At 33.9% G+C, this 17,378-nt stretch carries 20 protein-coding genes; all 20 read right to left on the bottom strand.

The window, feature by feature from the left end; all coding sequences use genetic code 11:
- Positions 1-205: 205 nt before the first annotated feature.
- Positions 206-1,012, bottom strand: a complete 807-nt coding sequence (locus CLORY_RS05685) for an acetyl-CoA carboxylase carboxyltransferase subunit alpha (protein WP_139375969.1) — start codon at positions 1,010-1,012, stop codon at positions 206-208.
- Between the two features lie 3 nt (positions 1,013-1,015).
- Positions 1,016-1,882 (bottom strand): acetyl-CoA carboxylase, carboxyltransferase subunit beta, encoded by an 867-nt coding sequence (gene accD / locus CLORY_RS05680; RefSeq protein ID WP_079422544.1) that lies wholly within the window; start codon positions 1,880-1,882, stop codon positions 1,016-1,018.
- Between the two features lies 1 nt (position 1,883).
- Positions 1,884-3,227: an acetyl-CoA carboxylase biotin carboxylase subunit gene (locus CLORY_RS05675; protein ID WP_079422543.1), complete on the bottom strand. Its 1,344-nt coding sequence runs from the start codon at positions 3,225-3,227 to the stop codon at positions 1,884-1,886.
- 38 nt (positions 3,228-3,265) lie between these two features.
- Positions 3,266-3,688, bottom strand: coding sequence for a 3-hydroxyacyl-ACP dehydratase FabZ (gene fabZ, locus CLORY_RS05670; RefSeq protein WP_079422542.1), 423 nt, complete (start codon positions 3,686-3,688; stop codon positions 3,266-3,268).
- A gap of 10 nt (positions 3,689-3,698) precedes the next feature.
- Positions 3,699-4,163 (bottom strand): acetyl-CoA carboxylase biotin carboxyl carrier protein, encoded by a 465-nt coding sequence (gene accB / locus CLORY_RS05665; RefSeq protein WP_079422541.1) that lies wholly within the window; start codon positions 4,161-4,163, stop codon positions 3,699-3,701.
- A gap of 18 nt (positions 4,164-4,181) precedes the next feature.
- Complete coding sequence (fabF, locus tag CLORY_RS05660) at positions 4,182-5,432, bottom strand: beta-ketoacyl-ACP synthase II (RefSeq protein WP_079422540.1); 1,251 nt, start codon at positions 5,430-5,432, stop codon at positions 4,182-4,184.
- Position 5,433: 1 nt separating this feature from the next.
- Positions 5,434-6,171 carry a 3-oxoacyl-[acyl-carrier-protein] reductase gene (gene fabG / locus CLORY_RS05655; protein ID WP_079422539.1) on the bottom strand — a complete coding sequence of 246 codons (738 nt, stop codon included), beginning with the start codon at positions 6,169-6,171 and terminating at the stop codon, positions 5,434-5,436.
- Between the two features lie 23 nt (positions 6,172-6,194).
- Positions 6,195-7,124, bottom strand: a complete 930-nt coding sequence (gene fabD, locus CLORY_RS05650; RefSeq protein ID WP_079422538.1) for an ACP S-malonyltransferase — start codon at positions 7,122-7,124, stop codon at positions 6,195-6,197.
- Positions 7,124-8,068, bottom strand: a complete 945-nt coding sequence (gene fabK, locus CLORY_RS05645) for an enoyl-[acyl-carrier-protein] reductase FabK (RefSeq protein ID WP_079422537.1) — start codon at positions 8,066-8,068, stop codon at positions 7,124-7,126. Before fabK ends, fabD begins: the two co-directional genes overlap by 1 nt.
- A gap of 77 nt (positions 8,069-8,145) precedes the next feature.
- Positions 8,146-8,376, bottom strand: coding sequence for an acyl carrier protein (locus CLORY_RS05640; protein ID WP_079422536.1), 231 nt, complete (start codon positions 8,374-8,376; stop codon positions 8,146-8,148).
- A gap of 26 nt (positions 8,377-8,402) precedes the next feature.
- Complete coding sequence (locus CLORY_RS05635) at positions 8,403-9,380, bottom strand: beta-ketoacyl-ACP synthase III (RefSeq protein WP_079422535.1); 978 nt, start codon at positions 9,378-9,380, stop codon at positions 8,403-8,405.
- On the bottom strand, positions 9,361-9,858 hold the full coding sequence (locus tag CLORY_RS05630) for a MarR family winged helix-turn-helix transcriptional regulator (protein WP_079422534.1): 498 nt from the start codon (positions 9,856-9,858) through the stop codon (positions 9,361-9,363). The genes CLORY_RS05635 and CLORY_RS05630 overlap by 20 nt, the downstream gene beginning before the upstream one ends.
- Before the next feature lie 243 nt (positions 9,859-10,101).
- A complete protein-coding gene (locus CLORY_RS05625; RefSeq protein ID WP_079422533.1) occupies positions 10,102-10,464 on the bottom strand; it encodes a hypothetical protein in 363 nt (120 codons plus the stop codon).
- Positions 10,465-10,509: 45 nt separating this feature from the next.
- Complete coding sequence (locus CLORY_RS05620) at positions 10,510-11,439, bottom strand: hypothetical protein (RefSeq protein ID WP_079422532.1); 930 nt, start codon at positions 11,437-11,439, stop codon at positions 10,510-10,512.
- A 59-nt stretch (positions 11,440-11,498) separates the two neighbouring features.
- Positions 11,499-12,761 (bottom strand): GNAT family N-acetyltransferase, encoded by a 1,263-nt coding sequence (locus tag CLORY_RS05615; RefSeq protein WP_079422531.1) that lies wholly within the window; start codon positions 12,759-12,761, stop codon positions 11,499-11,501.
- A gap of 17 nt (positions 12,762-12,778) precedes the next feature.
- Positions 12,779-13,384, bottom strand: coding sequence for a DJ-1/PfpI family protein (locus CLORY_RS05610; protein ID WP_079422530.1), 606 nt, complete (start codon positions 13,382-13,384; stop codon positions 12,779-12,781).
- Between the two features lie 187 nt (positions 13,385-13,571).
- On the bottom strand, positions 13,572-14,435 hold the full coding sequence (locus CLORY_RS05605) for an alpha/beta fold hydrolase (RefSeq protein ID WP_079422529.1): 864 nt from the start codon (positions 14,433-14,435) through the stop codon (positions 13,572-13,574).
- 368 nt (positions 14,436-14,803) lie between these two features.
- A complete protein-coding gene (locus tag CLORY_RS05600) occupies positions 14,804-15,568 on the bottom strand; it encodes a histidinol phosphate phosphatase (RefSeq protein ID WP_079422528.1) in 765 nt (254 codons plus the stop codon).
- Positions 15,561-16,070 carry a flavin reductase family protein gene (locus tag CLORY_RS05595; protein WP_079422527.1) on the bottom strand — a complete coding sequence of 170 codons (510 nt, stop codon included), beginning with the start codon at positions 16,068-16,070 and terminating at the stop codon, positions 15,561-15,563. Before CLORY_RS05595 ends, CLORY_RS05600 begins: the two co-directional genes overlap by 8 nt.
- 13 nt (positions 16,071-16,083) lie before the next feature.
- Positions 16,084-17,319: a serine hydroxymethyltransferase gene (gene glyA, locus CLORY_RS05590; protein ID WP_079422526.1), complete on the bottom strand. Its 1,236-nt coding sequence runs from the start codon at positions 17,317-17,319 to the stop codon at positions 16,084-16,086.
- Positions 17,320-17,378: the final 59 nt, after the last annotated feature.

Below are 17,378 nucleotides of genomic sequence, written 5' to 3'. Positions count from 1 at the left end.
TCACTCCTTTGTATTAATATACATATGTATGTTTAAATATACATATATTATACACCAAGAAATCTTACTTTGCACAGTTTTTTTGAAAAAATTTAAAATTATTTTTTATAAATATTCATAATCATAGAATATACCAGTAAAATAAAAGCAGCGAAGTGCTTGATAATGTGTATCCAACACTTCACTGCTTTATATAAAATATATGTTATATTTGGCTTCCCATCTTTCTAAACTTTTCATATCGATTTTTTAATAGCAAATTCACATCTGATAAAACTAATGATTCCATTTCTTTTACCAACTCTTCTCTCAGATTTTTTACCATTAAATCTACATTCTTGTGTGCCCCACCGTCTGGTTCCTTTATTATTTTATCTATTACTTTTAGCTTAAATAAATCACTTGCAGTAAGTTTCATAGCCTCGGCAGCCTTTTCGGCTTTGGCTGCATCCTTCCATAGAATGCTAGCAAACCCTTCAGGAGATAGAATGGAATAAGTAGAGTTTTCAAGCATCCATACTTTATCAGCTACAGCTAACGCTAATGCTCCGCCACTACCGCCTTCACCAATCACAACTGAAATTATAGGTACTTTTAGATTCACCATACTGATTAAGTTATCTGCAATAGCTTCACCTTGACCTCTTTCTTCAGCTCCAATTCCGCAAAACGCACCTTGCGTATCAACAAAACAAATTATAGGTCGTTTAAATTTTTCAGCTTGCTTCATAAGTCTTAAAGACTTTCTATAACCTTCAGGGTTAGGACATCCAAAGTTTCTATAAAGTTTCTCCTTAGTATTTCCACCTTTTTCTTCACCTATAATAGTAACAGGCCTTCCGTTTAAGCGCCCTATTCCTCCTATTATAGCAGTATCATCTCCAAAGCACCTATCTCCATGTAGTTCAATAAAGTCTGTGAATATATTATCAATATAAGTTTTAGCAGTTGGCCTTTCCGGAAGTCTAGCAATACCAACTTTTTCCCATGCACTTTTTTCTGCTGACATCATACTCTATCTCTCCTTATGCAGCCTTAAAATTTTGCTTAGCTCACTTTTCATATATTTTCTTTCAACTATTTCATCAATAAAACCTTTCTTTAGCAAAAACTCTGCACTTTGGAAACCTTCTGGAAGTTCCTGATTAATTGTTCCCTTTATTACCCTTTTTCCTGCAAAACCAACTAAAGCTTTAGGCTCAGCTAAAATTATATCACCTTGCATAGCAAAGCTAGCAGTAACTCCGCCAGTGGTAGGATCTGTAAGTACTGTAATATATAGCAGTCCCTTTTCACTATGCTTAGCAGCAGCCGCACTTACCTTTGCCATTTGCATAAGAGATATTATGCCTTCCTGCATTCTGGCACCTCCAGAAGTAGTAAACACTATTATAGGCTTTGCATTTTCTGTAGCATATTCGAAAGCCCTTGCTAATTTTTCACCTACTGCATAACCCATACTCCCCATCATAAAATGACTGTCCATTACACCTATAACTGTTTCTTCTCCATCTATCTTTCCAATTCCAGTAACAACTGCTTCATTTATTCCAGAGCTTTCTCTCGCTGCTGCTACCTTTTCTTCATACCCTTTAAATTTAATTGGATTCCCTCCTGAAAGTACTTTATCAAATTCTTCAAAACTTTCCTTGTCTACTAAATATTCTATTCTCTTGTAAGCCGACAGTCTAAAATGATAATTACAATATGGGCAGACTTCATAACTGTTATCTATATCATCTTTATATAAAATTTTACCACAACCGCTGCACTTAACCCAAAGTCCATCAGGAATTATAGGTTTGTTCTCCTCTGATATACTGTCAAAACTAGTTGTGCTTACTGTTATATATTTATTTTTTTTGAATAAATCTCTAAGCATATTACTTCACCATCTTATCTTTTAAAAATGACGTATTATAATTCCCTTTTACAAATTCTTCATTTTCCAATATATCATATTGAAATTCTATATTATTCTTAGGTCCTTCTATAATTAACTCATACAGCGCTCTTTTCATTCTTGCAATAGCTTCTTCTCTATTTTCACCATAAGCCATAATTTTAGCTAACATTGAATCATAATATGGAGGAACAGTATATCCCTGATATATTGAACTGTCCATTCTTATACCTGGTCCACCCGGAATGTTTATTTCTGTTATTGTACCTGGAGACGGTTTAAAATTATTCTCCGGATCCTCAGCATTTATCCTGCATTCAATTGCATGACCTTTTATCACTATATCACTCTGCTGATATTTTAATGGTTCTCCACTAGCTATTTTAATCTGCTCTTTTACTATATCTATTCCTGTTACCAGTTCTGTTATTCCATGTTCTACCTGTATTCTGGTATTCATTTCCATAAAATAGTAGTTTAGATCCTTATCTACCAAGAATTCAATAGTTCCTGCATTCTCATAATTAACGCTTTTAGCCGCTCTAACAGCTACATTTCCCATTTCTTCTCTCAACTTTTCATCTATTAATGCTGATGGTGCCTCTTCCAGTACCTTCTGATTTCTTCTTTGTATTGAACAGTCCCTCTCGCCAAGATACACTGCATTTCCATATTTATCAGCTAATATTTGAATTTCTATATGATGTGGTTCTTGAATATATTTTTCCATATAGAGACTTCCATCTCCAAAGCAGCTTTCAGCTTCAGAAGCAGCAGTATTAAAAGCATTCTCAAGTTCTGATTCGCTGAATACAATTCGTATTCCTCTTCCGCCGCCGCCTGCAGAAGCTTTTATCATTACTGGATATCCAATTTCTTTAGCAGTTATAACAGCATCTTTTATGTTATTTAAAGTACCTTCCGTTCCTGGAACTATTGGTACTCCTGCCTTTTTCATCATTTTCCTTGCTTCTGATTTATTTCCCATAAGCTCCATACTCTTGTCGCTAGGCCCTATAAAAGCAATATTGCATTCATTGCATATTCGTGCAAATTTACTATTCTCAGACAAAAAACCAAAACCTGGGTGTATTGCCTCAGCTCCAGTAATAACAGCTGCACTTATTATATTCTCAATGTTTAGATAACTATCTTTTGACGCTGCCGGTCCTATGCATATAGCCTCATCAGCTAATTGAGTATGTAAAGAATATTTATCCGCCTCAGAATAAACTGCCACCGTGGAAATATTCATTTCACGGCAGGCTCTTATTATTCTTACTGCAATTTCTCCTCTATTAGCCACTAAAATCTTCTTAAACATATGTCCTCCTTATGCTCTACTGCTAAAATAAAAATATATTATTTCCCTATAGCAAACATTATCTCGCCTTCACACGCCTTCTGGTCACCAACAAAAGCTGTACCTTTACCTACTCCAAAGGTTCCTCTCATCTTAATTATTTCAACCTCCAAGGTAAGAGTATCTCCTGGAACCACATTTCTTCTAAACCTTGCTTTATCTATACCAGCAAAGTAAGCAATCTTACCTTTATTTTCTTCCAAACTAAGTATAGCAACTGCTCCTAGCTGTGCCAGAGCTTCAACAATTAATACACCAGGCATGACTGGTTCTTGAGGAAAATGTCCTTGGAAGAAATATTCATTCATTGTCACATTTTTGATTCCTCTAGCCTTTTTTCCTGGCTCTACAAGATCGACCCTATCCAATAACAAAAACGGATATCTATGTGGTATAATCTTCTGAATTTCTTTTATATCCATATATCTCCTCCTATTTTCTTATCTTAAACATAGGTTGACCGTATTCCACCATATCACCATCATGAACTAGAATATCAATAATAGTTCCATCTTCCTCTGCTTCAATTTCATTCATCAGCTTCATAGCTTCGATAATACAAATAACCTTTCCCTTTTCTATTCTCTGTCCTACCTCAACAAAAGTTTCCTTATCAGGAGATGGTGATGAATAAAAAGTTCCAACCATAGGTGACTTTATATAACTTATATCTTCTGCTTCTTCAAACTTCTTTTCTGCAATTCCTTCTTCTATCTTATTATCAACATTTGATACCTTTTTTTCTATCTTTTCCTGTTTTACTTCATTGAATGCTTCTGAACTGGTTACTCCAGACTTCTCAAGCTTTACTTTCATTCCTTCCCACTGCACTTCCATAGATGAAAGTGCAGACTTTTCCATCATTTTAATTAGTTGCTCTACAACATCTAAATTCATAATATCCTCCTAAAAACACTATCTATTCCACTTTTTAAGTACTATTGAAGCATTGTGACCTCCGAAGCCTAGTGAGTTAGAAAGCGTATAATCTACCTGTAACTCTCTTCCTTGGTTTGTAATATAATCCAAATCACAGTCTTCGTCAAATTCCTTATATCCTATTGTAGGGGGTACATAGTTATCAGTTATTGCATTTGCACAAACTATAGCTTCAACAGCTCCTGCTGCTCCCAAAAGATGCCCAGTCATAGACTTTGTAGAACTTACAGGAACTTTATATGCATATTCACCAAAAGCATTTTTTATTGCAGCAGTCTCAAATTTATCATTATAAACCGTGGATGTACCATGAGCATTTATATATGAAATCTGTTCCTTTTCAATTGCTGCTTCCTCAACTGCCTTTTTCATTGCCATAGCAGCTCCTTCACCACTTGGATCCGGTGAGGTTATGTGATATGCATCACAAGTAGCTCCATAGCCCACTACTTCACAGTATATATGGGCATCTCTTTTTAATGCATGTTCCAAACTTTCAAGTACAACTATACCTGCACCTTCTCCAACTACGAAGCCACTTCTATCCTTATCAAATGGTATTGACGCTCTATTTATATCGTTGCCGGTATTTAAAGCTGTAAGCGCTGTAAATCCTGCCATAGATATTTGTGTTACAGGTGCTTCTGCACCTCCTGCAATAATTACATCAGCTTCTCCATTTTTAATTAACCTAAAAGCATCACCGATGGCATTAGTGCCTGTGGCACAAGCTGTTACTACATTTGTGCACATAGCTTTAGCACCATATTTTATAGCTATATTTCCTGCTGCCATATTTGAAATAATCATAGGAATAAGCAGCGGTGAAACTCTGTCAGGTCCTTTGGCTTTAAGTTTATCATACTGATCCTCTATAGTAGATAACCCTCCTATGCCAGATCCAACAACAACTCCAAATCTGTATTTATCAATTTTTTCTAAATCAATACTGCTATCTTCTACTGCTTCCTTGGAAGCAGCCATAGCATACTGGCAGTATTTATCCATCCTTCTGCCTTCTCGTTTATCCATATAGTCTTCATACTTAAAGTTTTTTACCTCTGCTGCTATTTTAACCTTATAATTGCTAACATCAAAACTTTTAATATAGTCTATACCATTTTTGCCATTTTTGCAATTATTCCAGAATTCTTTTACGTTATTACCAATAGGCGTTATGGCTCCCATACCTGTAACAACCACTCTGTTTTTGTAATCATTAGTCATGTTAAACCATTCCTCCATCTATATTTATTACTTGACCTGTAATATAAGAAGCACTTTCTGAACATAAGAAATTAACCAATTCTGCTATATCCTCGGGTTTGCCAGCTCTTCTTAATGGAATACTATCAAGCATTGCCTTTTTCTGTTTTTCAGGAAGTACATCTGTCATTTCAGTTTCTATATATCCAGGTGCAACTGCATTTACAGTTATTCCTCTTGATCCAAGTTCCTTTGCTGTACTCTTAGTAATACCTATTATCCCTGCCTTTGAAGCACTATAGTTAGCCTGACCTGCGTTTCCAATAACACCAATAATTGAAGAAATATTAACTATTCTTCCTTTTCTCTGTTTAAGCATTACAGAACTTACATGCTTTGTGCAATTAAAACAGCCCTTTAAATTAACATTAATGACACTATCAAAATCTGCTTCTTTCATTCTCATGATAAGAGCATCTTTTGTTATACCAGCATTATTTACGAGTATATCTATCTTTCCAAATTTATCTACTGCAGCTTTTATCAAGGCTTCTGCATCGTCGAATTTGCTTACGTCTGCTTTTACAGCTATAGCTTCCACTCCTTCAGCTTCTAAGAGCTTTACTATCTCATTTGCCTCATCTTCACTCTTTCTGTAATTCACTACTATATTTATTCCTGATTTAGCTAATCTAAGAGCTATGGCTTTACCTATACCTCTTCCGGCTCCAGTTACAATAGCACATTCTCTATCTGACATATAAAATTCCTCCGTTACACAATTTATTTTAAACCTTCAACAGCATTTTTTAAACCTTTTAAATCTTGAACATTAAATATTTTTGCTTTTCTGTTTATTTTTTTTGCAAAAGAACTCAATGCTTTTCCAGGTCCAATCTCAATAAATGTATCTGCTCCATCTTCAATAGTTCTTTCTATTATATTCTGCCAGAGCACAGGACTCATTGCCTGTTTCTCCAGAATATCACGGACATCATTATGGCTTTTAATATAATTAGCAGTAACATCCGTAAGCACAGGTATTTTTATTGGATTTACATCAATTTTATCTAAATCTATTCTAAGTCTTTTGGCTGCACTCTTTAACATGCTGCTGTGAAACGGTGCACTAACCTTAAGACTTACATACCTTCCACCATTATCTACTACTATTTTTTCAGCCTTTTCTAAAGGCAATACCTCTCCAGCAATTACAATCTGTCCAGGGCAATTGAAATTAACTGGTTCAGCAACACCAAATTCTGAAACCTGCTTGCATATTTCAATCACTTTATCTGTCTCGAGACCAATAACTGCCGCCATCTTTCCAATACCAACAGGTACGGCCTCCTGCATATACCTTCCTCTGTTTCCTACAAGCTTTACTGTATCCTTAAAATTTAATACTCCGCTGTAAGTTAATGCAGAATATTCTCCAAGACTGAAACCAGCCGTCATATCTCCGAATATTCCACTAACCTCTAAAGCTTTTAACGCTGCCATACTCGTAGCATATACCGCCGGCTGAGTCACTTCTGTAAGATTAAGCCTATCTTCCGGTCCATTGAAGCATATATCTGAAAGACTATATCCTAAAGCCTCATCTGCTTCCTCGAATAACAATCTACACTCTTTGAAATTCTCGCTGAGTTCTTTTCCCATGCCTACATATTGTGCTCCCTGTCCAGGAAACATAAATAATATTTTTCCCATTATCTTACCTCACCTGCAAATTTACCTATAGTTTCTTTAGCTTCTGCGAAGATTTCCTTGATGATTTCTTCAGCGGACTGTTCTTTATTTATCAAACCTGCTATCTGGCCTGCCATTACAGAACCCATATCTATATCGCCATCATTTACTGCTTTAGGAAGAGCACCTTTTCCAAGTTCTTCGTAACATTCAAGTGCAGCATTCTCACTTTCTAACTTTTGAAACTTTCTTGTAAGTTTATTTTTAATTACTCTAACAGGGTGGCCTGTAGGTCTTCCTGTTACTATTGTATCTATATCTTTTGCAGCCAATACTCTATTCTTATAATTTTGATGTACCCTGCATTCATTTGCCACTAAAAATCTAGTTCCAAGCTGAACTCCTGCAGCTCCTAACATAAAGGAAGCAGCTACCCCTCTTCCATCTCCTATACCACCTGCTGCAATCACAGGTATGTTAACTGCGCTTACAACCTGAGGCACCAATGCCATCGTAGTAAGTTCTCCAACATGACCACCAGATTCACAGCCCTCAGCAATAACTGCATCTACACCTGTTCTTTCCATTCTAATTGCTAATGCTACTGAAGGTACCACGGGAATAACCTTTATACCGTGTTCTTTCCACATTTTTATATACTTACCAGGGTTGCCGGCACCTGTAGTTACTACTTTAACATTTTCTTCACAAACCACTTTAGCTAGCTCTTCTGCATTATCGCTAAGCAACATTATATTTACACCAAACGGCTTATCAGTAAGCTCTTTTGTTTTTCTTATCTGCTCTCTAACATAGGAAACGGGTGCATTAGCTCCTGCAATAAGGCCAAGTCCTCCTGCATTACTAACAGCAGCTGCCAGAGAGCTGTCTGCTATCCAAGCCATTCCCCCTTGAAATATTGGATATTGTATATTTAATAGACTGCATATATCATTATTAAACATTTATTTTCCTCCTATCGAATAGGTCAGATTTTCATCTGACCTATCTTATATAAATTCTATATATTCCCAACTTTCATTTAATTTGCACTTTCTTTATTTCCTTCTATATATTCAATTAGATCTCGAACACCGCTTATATTGTCAGTATCCTCTATTCTTACATTAAACGCTTCTTCTACTTCAATAATAATTTTAAATAAGTCCAATGAATCTACTCCTAGGTCCTGAAAGACTGTGTCCACTGTAATTTCTTTTCCTTCAATCCCAAGCTGATTCGTAATTATTTCTTTTATTTTATCTAACACCATATAACCCTCTCCAGTGCTTTATATTATTACCATTTTACGAGTGCAGCACCATGGGTAAGTCCTCCCCCAAAGCCGACAAAAATAAGAATATCCCCTTTTTCCAAAAGTCCTTTTTCATTCAGCTCATCCAATGCAATTGGTATTGTTGCACTAGAAGTATTCCCATAGTTTTGCAAATTAATATAAAACTTAGAAATATCAACTTTTAATCTTTTGCTTGTAAAATCTATTATTCTATAATTTGCTTGATGAGGTATTATATATTTAACCTCGTTAATGTCTATAGAGTTATCTTTAAGTATGTTTTCTATCCCTTCTGCCATAACAGTAGTAGCGAATCTAAATACTTCTCTGCCTTCCATTGATATAAATCTTAACTTATTTTGCTGATTAACTTGATCCATAAATGCATTATTAACAGGTACCGCATCACACTTTAATGCATGCCCCTTACTTCCATCAGCTCCAAGTTTTATTGACATTATCCCTTGTTCATCACTACTGCTTAAAATAATAGCCCCAGCGCCATCGCCGAAAAGTACACACGTATTTCTATCCTTCCAGTCTATAATTTTCGAAAGCACCTCTGCTCCTATTATCAAAATATTATTATAAGTACCTGATTTTATCATTTCTCTTGCTACTTGCATAGCATATACAAATCCTGAACAAGCGGCATTTAAATCAAAAGCAGCTGCATGCTTAGCTCCAAGAAGACCTTGCACAATACAGGCAGTAGCAGGAGTAAATGCGTCTGGTGAAACTGTTGCCACAATTATTAAATCTAATTCTTCCGCACTCATCTCAGCTGATTCCAAAGCTTTCTTGGCAGCTTTAAACGCTAAATCTGATGTATTCTCTCCTTTTGATATTCTTCTTTCCTTTATACCGGTTCTTGTAGATATCCACTCGTCACTAGTATCTACTAACTTTTCCAAGTCAAAGTTAGTAACAATATTATCTGGAACATATCTACCAGTACCTTTAATTTTTACATTTCTCATTCTTGTTCTCCTTGCTGCATTTATCTATTTTTTTAATTTTATACTTTTCTTTAAAGAAGTTACTCAAGTTTTCTAACGCATTAGTAAGTATTTCCTTTTCAATCTCATTTAATCCTTCAGTAGTAATTTTGATCATATCGTCATGAAACTTCTTATGTATCCTAAATGCTAGCTTACCTTTTTTTGTTAATTGTATCTGAACTACTCTTCTATCCTCTTCTATTCTTTTTCTTTCTACGTAACCTTTTTTTATCAACTTTTTAATAGCAGTTGTAAGTGTACCAACTGTAATATTTAAATCCGCAGCCACCTCAGACATGCTTCTGGCTTCATACATACCTATAGCATTTATTGTATGTATCTCTGTTACTGATATGTCGTTAAACGCACCGGACTGCAAGGCTGATTGTTCAATATATAAAATATCATCGAACAAATCTACCAGTAATTCATTAATAACTCTATAGGTTTTGTCCATCATTAATGTTCCTTTGCTTAGTATTTATTACTTGTACTTATATTTACTTTCAAATATTTTGATAATCAAAGTATATTACAAAGGAATTTTTATGTCAACATTAATAGGGGCTTGACGAGCCCCTATATTATAAGCAAACATCAGTAAAACCTTGTAACTGCTTCTTCTTTTAAATATACTATGCCTTAGTGTATCTAGCATAACATAATCTGCTCTGAGCTCCGAATTTTAAAAAGCCTTAAACTAATACTTTTTAAAATTGAAACCTAATATATCTATCTCTTCCTTCTTATCTAAATTCTTATCATAATTTTTTCGAAGTTGTATAAGGTTTAAATGATCAAACCCGCACTCACGATATAGTTTAATAGCACCAGTATTTCTTGGTATAGCATCTACAAACATTGAAACTACTCCTTCTAGAAGAATATTGTACACCGTTCCTTCTTTTGTCCAGCATTTTAGGTCTTCTTCAGATTCTTCATCTATCTGCCAATACTCCTTAGGAGCATTATTGAGTTTTCTATGGTAATTCATTAATTGTGTAATCATCTTTGCTGTTACTGAGAACAACTCTTTTGACATTTCTCTTATGACAATATTCACTTTCTTCACCTTCTTTAGAAAAATATTTTACTTCCTGTTAATCTTCTATAAGCAGTTATGTCCTTTTAGATATCTTAGATTAATCAAATTTTGATTTGCTTTCCACCAGTTTTTACTCAATGCCCATTCTTCTGGATATGCACCCCAATCCCAGTTAATGTTCCAGGTTCCATCATCATTCATTGTTTCAATGATAAATTCCACTTCATAATCTGCTAATTCTTTATTATCATTATAAAAAACACTATCAGGAGTAATCATAAAATATGATGGTTTGCACACATAATCTGTTTTCCATCTCTCTTTCTCATCTTCTATTGATAGCTTTACTTTTCGATTAATACTCTTACGCAGTTTAACCATGTCTATAATATTTGTTATTTTAGCTTTTTCACAGTACCCACAGAAACTTATAAAACAGGATAGTTCATGCATACCTTCTGGTTCTTCAGTGCTAAAAAACTTATGTACCGCTTTTTCAGCTATTTCTGAAGCTAATCCGTACAGTTTTGATTGTTTATCAGCAAAATACAGAATAAATCCAACCAGGCTAATGGTAGGATTATACCCCCAATGTTCAACTACATTTCCACGATCAGACCACCATGGGGCATGTGGATAGTCATCATTGCTAGGTATTTCTGCATACCAGTATCCTTCATGAAAGTCCTTTCCGCTTTCAAGATAAGATAATATTCCTTTTACTATCTCATTATTTTTATCAGTAATCCCCAATTCATGCAAAACTTCTGTGGCACACCAGGTTTGTATTGGCGCTGAATTCGGATTCCAGCTGTCTGCTTCAAGTGCATGTCCAAATCCACCATCTTGATTTTGATAAGCACCTAAAGCTGCTAATACTTCTTCTTTGGTTCCATTTTCAAAATGATATTTCCATCTAGCTATATCCAGTGGTCTCGCATTTCTATACATCCATCTTTTAACTAAGTCAAATTGACTTTTAGAAATTTTCATTATTTATTCCTCCAATTGTTTTATTCATGCTATTCCACTACTTCAGATATAAAAACACATTATTTCCTTGCTAAGTATAAATCTATAGTGTCATATATTTTTATAACATCATCATATTCCAAAATAGCATTTTCAATTTCACTTTCAAATAACTTTTTAATATGTTCTGGCATGGTTCTATGATCTGAATAAGTATTTAACAAAGAAATATAATCAGAAGAGGAAAACTCTCTTGTCTGATGATATAACTTCACTTCTACATCTCTAAACCCATAGGATTGTATTTTTTTCGAAATACTTCTATATCTTTCCACATCATTTTCTATCATCTTCTCACCTGAGTACCTATATTTCTGATATATACTCTGTATTCTTTGATGAAGCTGATCATTTTCTCGTGCTACAAAAGGCTTATTCCAAAATAGTGCCAAGATTCCATTCTCTTTTAGTAATTTTAATATCTTTGGATAACCTACTTCTTCAGGAATCCAATGAAACGCTGTAGCAGAATATAAAAGGTCAATACTGTTATCCTCACATTTAAAATTCTCAAATGAAGTATTATATACACTAAAATTCTTATAGTCTTTAAATTTATCTTTTGAATATTCTGCAAGGCTTTCACCAAGTTCAACAGCCATTAATTCACAACCAGCCTTAAGAAATGGACCTGTTGCTTGTCCAGTTCCAATTCCAACTTCTATCACCTTACTATTTTGATTCAGATTTGAATAATTTATAATCTCTTCAAATAACTCCTTACAATACGTTGGTCTCCATTTATCATAATTCTTAACATTTTCATTAAACGTAAGTCTCTTATCCCTCTCAGGATTCAACTTCCAAATACTATTGAATTCATAATATTTTGATTCAATTCCATCCTCAACAAAGCTATCGATTTTCACAAACCCTGTTTTTTCAAGCAATCCTATCGAACCATGATTAAAAGAATATGTAAAAGCTCCTATTTTGTCTATGCTGTACTTATTAAACACTTCCCCTATAAAAATTTTTGCAGCTTCTGCTCCTATACCTTTTCCCCACATTTTCTTTTCAAAAATCACAATACTAAGCATAGCCATTTTCTCATCAGCCTCATCTATGCCGTAACACCAGATATCACCAATGTATCTTCCATCATAACAGATTATTTTTCCGTAACTTGTCGCTTCTTCTTTTAAAGATTCCTCAAATAATCTTAATGCGTCCTCTAATGATTTAGTATAGAAAGGAAATAATCTTTGAAGCTCTTTATCTTGGGTTTTATTCCAATAAGTTTCAACATGCTCTCTCGTTCTTGATTTTAGTAAAATATTCACATATACTTCCCCCTAAATTATTTTTCAGCAATTCTATAAAATGTGTAATCTTCAGGCCTAATTGGCTTTTTTATGCCGCTAAACCAATCCTCTTTACAATCAAAACCTAATTTTTGTGCAACTGCAATTGCAAACTCTCTGTAAGCTGACCCAAACGCTGTTATAATATTGCCATCTGTAACGAGCGGCGCCTTTATTATATCGTTTCTGTTAAGAAAGCTATACTCATCAATATCTTCTTCAAATAGGCCTACACAATACTTTCTTCCTTCAAGTACTCCTGCCTTTGCCAATAATATTGGTGAACTTGAAATACTTCCTATTGTGATATCCTTGTTACCTTTAAATTGCCTTAAGAAGTCTATATACCTTTCATCCTCAATAACATTCGGAAAACACCACATACCTGGTAATATTAAGCAGTCATATTCCTTAATGTCAAATTCCTCAAATGTCTTATCAGGAATAAAATGAAATCCTTCCTCACTATCTACAGGGATTTTTTCAGCAGAAAATACTACAATTTCCTTTTCAAAATTTTTGAAGATTGCTGCTGCAATGCTCATTTCATAATTACTAAAATCTGGGTAAATTAATACCGCTGCCTTTTTTTGCTTTGCCATAGTCTATCACCTCATATTTTTTTATCCGTATCCATAGAATTAATTGAAAAATAAAAATACCCTGGTGCAATTTTTATAACTACTCCAGAGTAAATTAATTCAAATATATTCTTTAAATAACGTCAAAAACTTTTTTTATCTATAACAAACTATATTCGGAGCAGCTATAAAATTAGATTTAAGCCCATTAATCTCTACACACAAAATCCACAACTATATCTCTATATTTTTCAGGTTTATTAAGATGAATAAAAATGCCGCAATCCTTCACAACAGTCAACTTAGCTTCATCTACATTATCTAAATATAAGTTCATATACTCATTGCTTAGAACACAATCATGTTCTCCTTTTATCAGCAATGATGGGCATTGAATTTGTTTTATAAATTGCAAGCTGTCCTTGTATATTTCAGGATCAGTTATTATTTTTTGTAAATGCATATAGCTATTTGCCCAATGCTCTTCAGGCAGCTCATTCCAAGGCTTGTCGTAAAACACTTCTTCTCTTATAGTATAGCTGATAGTAAGCCAATTAAAAACTAGTTCCTTAAAGTTATTATTCTTTAAAACATAATTTTCAATTTCTTTTGCACTCTGTTCAAATCCACTATTTCTAAGAATTCTAATTGCTTTTCTGTAAAAAGATTTAACTGCATATAACAGATCGAAACTTGGATTTTCAAAAACTAATTTTTCAATATACTCCGGATATTTTACCTCATACATAAGTGCAAGATATCCGCCAAAGGATTGTCCCAATACAGACCACCTATCAATTTTTAAGTTTCTTCTTAAATCCTCACAATCCTCTATTATGGTATCTACACTGAATTCATTTTCATTATAGATTTTTTCTGATCTTAACACGCCTCTTTGGTCAATCAGTATAACATTCATATATTCGGCTAATAATTCTGCTTCATGCTGAAAAGTATAACAACTTAATCCTGGTCCTCCATGTAAATATAGAATAGTTTTTTTATGACCATTATTATAAATCCTTGTGTATATTCTTTTGCCATCTCTCATTGCAATCATTTTTTCTTCCAAGTAAAACACTCCTCGTCTATTTATAAAATATATTCTCTGTTAAAAAACATTTATTCAAATGTCTATAGTTCTTTCAACGGATTAAGAGTAATATTTGTTACTGGTAGTCTATTTTTAATGGTACACCGCTTATTTCGAATATATTCTTTTTTTCTGTCGTTCAGGCTTCTATTCTTTTCTAATTTGTTCATTTTTCTTATTCTATCTAGTCATATACTATAAATATCGGTATCTTCTTTTGAAACTCTATAATTCTCATTAAAATAATAATAAATATATTACTATCATACCAATTATATTATATATTACCATATGTTGCAAAAAAAATGTGACCGCAGGCATTTAATCTGCCGCGGTCACAACCTTTTTTAGGCTAACTCTATTTTTCTGTTTTTAAAATATACTATATTTAAACCAATTGTCCTACACATATCTTGAGCTGTAGCAAAATATGCACCTATATTTTCTTTAACATGTGCATCTGAAGCTAAAGTAACATACTTTCCGCCAAAAGATCTGTAGACCTTATATATCTTTAATAAATTATCAATAGCCATTCTATCATTCAACCTTCTGGTATTCAGTTCTAAAACTATACCTTTATCTATAACAAGCTTTAAAATAGCATCTATCTTTTCTTGATATTCCTCATAGTGCAATTCTTTATCTTCATATATCGCATATCTACATATATAATCTATATGTGCAAGTGTATCAATAAAATCAGCCCTCTTAACGTTTTGATACATTGAATCAAGATATTTATTAAATGCCTGCTCCCTAGTCTTTCCATTATAGGCTTCTGAGAAATATAAATCATACCCATCTAGAAAATGAATTGCTCCAATTACATAATCAAAAGAATTATTGTTAGCAATTTCTTCATTTTTCTTTAGGAATTCTAGTGAAAGTCCTATTTCTATGCCCAATAAAAGTTTGTCATCTCTGTATTTGTTATACTTTGCAAAATACTCATCAACGTCAAATACAAACATGCCTGGCTTTGGATGATTTGTATCCATATGATCTGTTAATGTAATACCAATATCTTCTTCATTTGCAGCCGCTATAGCTTCCTCGATCTTCATTTCCGAATCAGTGGAAAACTCAGTATGAATATGAGTATCAAACATTTTGATCTTCCTTATAAAAATCTACAATTTCTCCATGATACAATGTATGGTAATCGCCCTCTTCATAACATGCTTTTTCAGCTGCGCTGTCTGAGAAATCACCCTTCATTTCGTTTCTGTAGATAATCTTGCATTCATATTGAAGCATATTCCCTTTAATAACTGGAGTACTAACAGTCCTTCCAGGCTGCAATTCCAGATTAGCAGCCTGGACCTTATCTATATCTCTTCCCGATTTTGTACCGCATAATCCTAAAGCACTTTTGAATTCATTAGTTAGTGGGATACTTACAGTAAATTCATCAGCATTTTCTAAAATTTTATGAGTATATCTTGATTTTCTCACCATGATCTCAAATAAGTTCTTGCCCCAGGCAAAACCTATAAAGCCCCAGCCTATGGTCATCGTATTAATTTTATCTCCGCTTTTAACTGTTAGAAATGCTCCTTTTTTAAGATTTTCTATAGCAGTATCAGTATATTCCAAACGTTTAGCAGCCATAAAAAGACCTCCTCTACTTATATATTGGAAATTTGCTGCAGAGCCCTTTTATTTCTTCTCTTATAGCGGTTAAATCCTTATCTCTGTTTTCTATTGCATAATTAATATAATAGGCTATCTTCTTCATTTCCTCTTCTTTAAAGCCCCTTGTAGTCACTGCTGGAGTACCTATTCTTATACCACTTGTAATAAATGGACTAAGCTTTTCAAATGGGATGGTATTTTTATTTGCCGTAATACCTATTGAATCTAATAACTTTTCAGCATCTTTTCCTGTTATACCCTTGTTTGTAAGGTCAACAAGCATTAAATGGTTATCTGTTCCGCCAGATACAAGTCTAAAATCATATTTGATAAGTTCCTCTGAAAGAACTTTTGCATTCTTAACTACCTGAGTCATATACTCCTTATATTCAGGGCTCAAAGCTTCCTTAAAACATACTGCCTTTGCTGCAATAATATGCATAAGCGGTCCTCCCTGAATTCCAGGAAATATAGCTTTATCCAAGGCTTTAGCATATTTCTCCTTGCACATAATAGCTCCGCCTCTTGGTCCTCTTAATGTTTTATGAGTAGTAGTTGTTACAAAATCAGCGTATGGAACAGGTGATGGATGGAGTCCAGTAGCAACTAAGCCAGCTATATGAGCTATATCTACCATCATATATGCACCAACTTCATCACAGATTTCTCTTATCCTCTTAAAATCTATTACTCTTGGGTATGCACTTGCTCCTGAAACAATCATTTTAGGTTTATGCTTAAGTGCTAGCTCCCTTAATTCATCATAATTTATATTTTCAGTCTTGTCGTCTACACCGTAGGAAACGAAGTTAAATAACTTTCCAGAAAAGTTTACTGGACTTCCATGAGTAAGATGTCCTCCATGGCTTAAATTCATTCCAAGTACAGTATCTCCTGTTTCGAGTACTGAAAGATATACTGCCATGTTTGCTTGAGATCCTGAATGAGGCTGTACATTCACATGTTCTGCTCCAAAAAGCTCTTTCATTCTATCCCTTGCCAAATCCTCTACCTCATCTACTACATGACACCCGCCGTAATATCTTTTTCCAGGATATCCTTCTGCATATTTATTCGTAAGCTGTGATCCCATTGCTTCCATAACGGCTTGACTTGTGAAATTCTCAGAAGCTATAAGTTCAATGTTATACTCCTGTCTATCATTTTCTTTTTCTATTAAGTTAAATATTTCTTGATCATTATGGCTTAAATTTGAAAAATCCATCGTATCACTCCTTAACTTTTGCTATATTTTTATTATAATGTTCAAATATACTTTTATCA

The sequence above is a fragment of the Clostridium oryzae genome (assembly GCF_002029235.1).
GTDB lineage: Bacteria > Bacillota > Clostridia > Clostridiales > Clostridiaceae > Clostridium_AE > Clostridium_AE oryzae.
The sequence above is the reverse complement of the archived record's forward strand: the minus strand, read 5'-3'. Positions and strand labels throughout refer to the sequence as shown.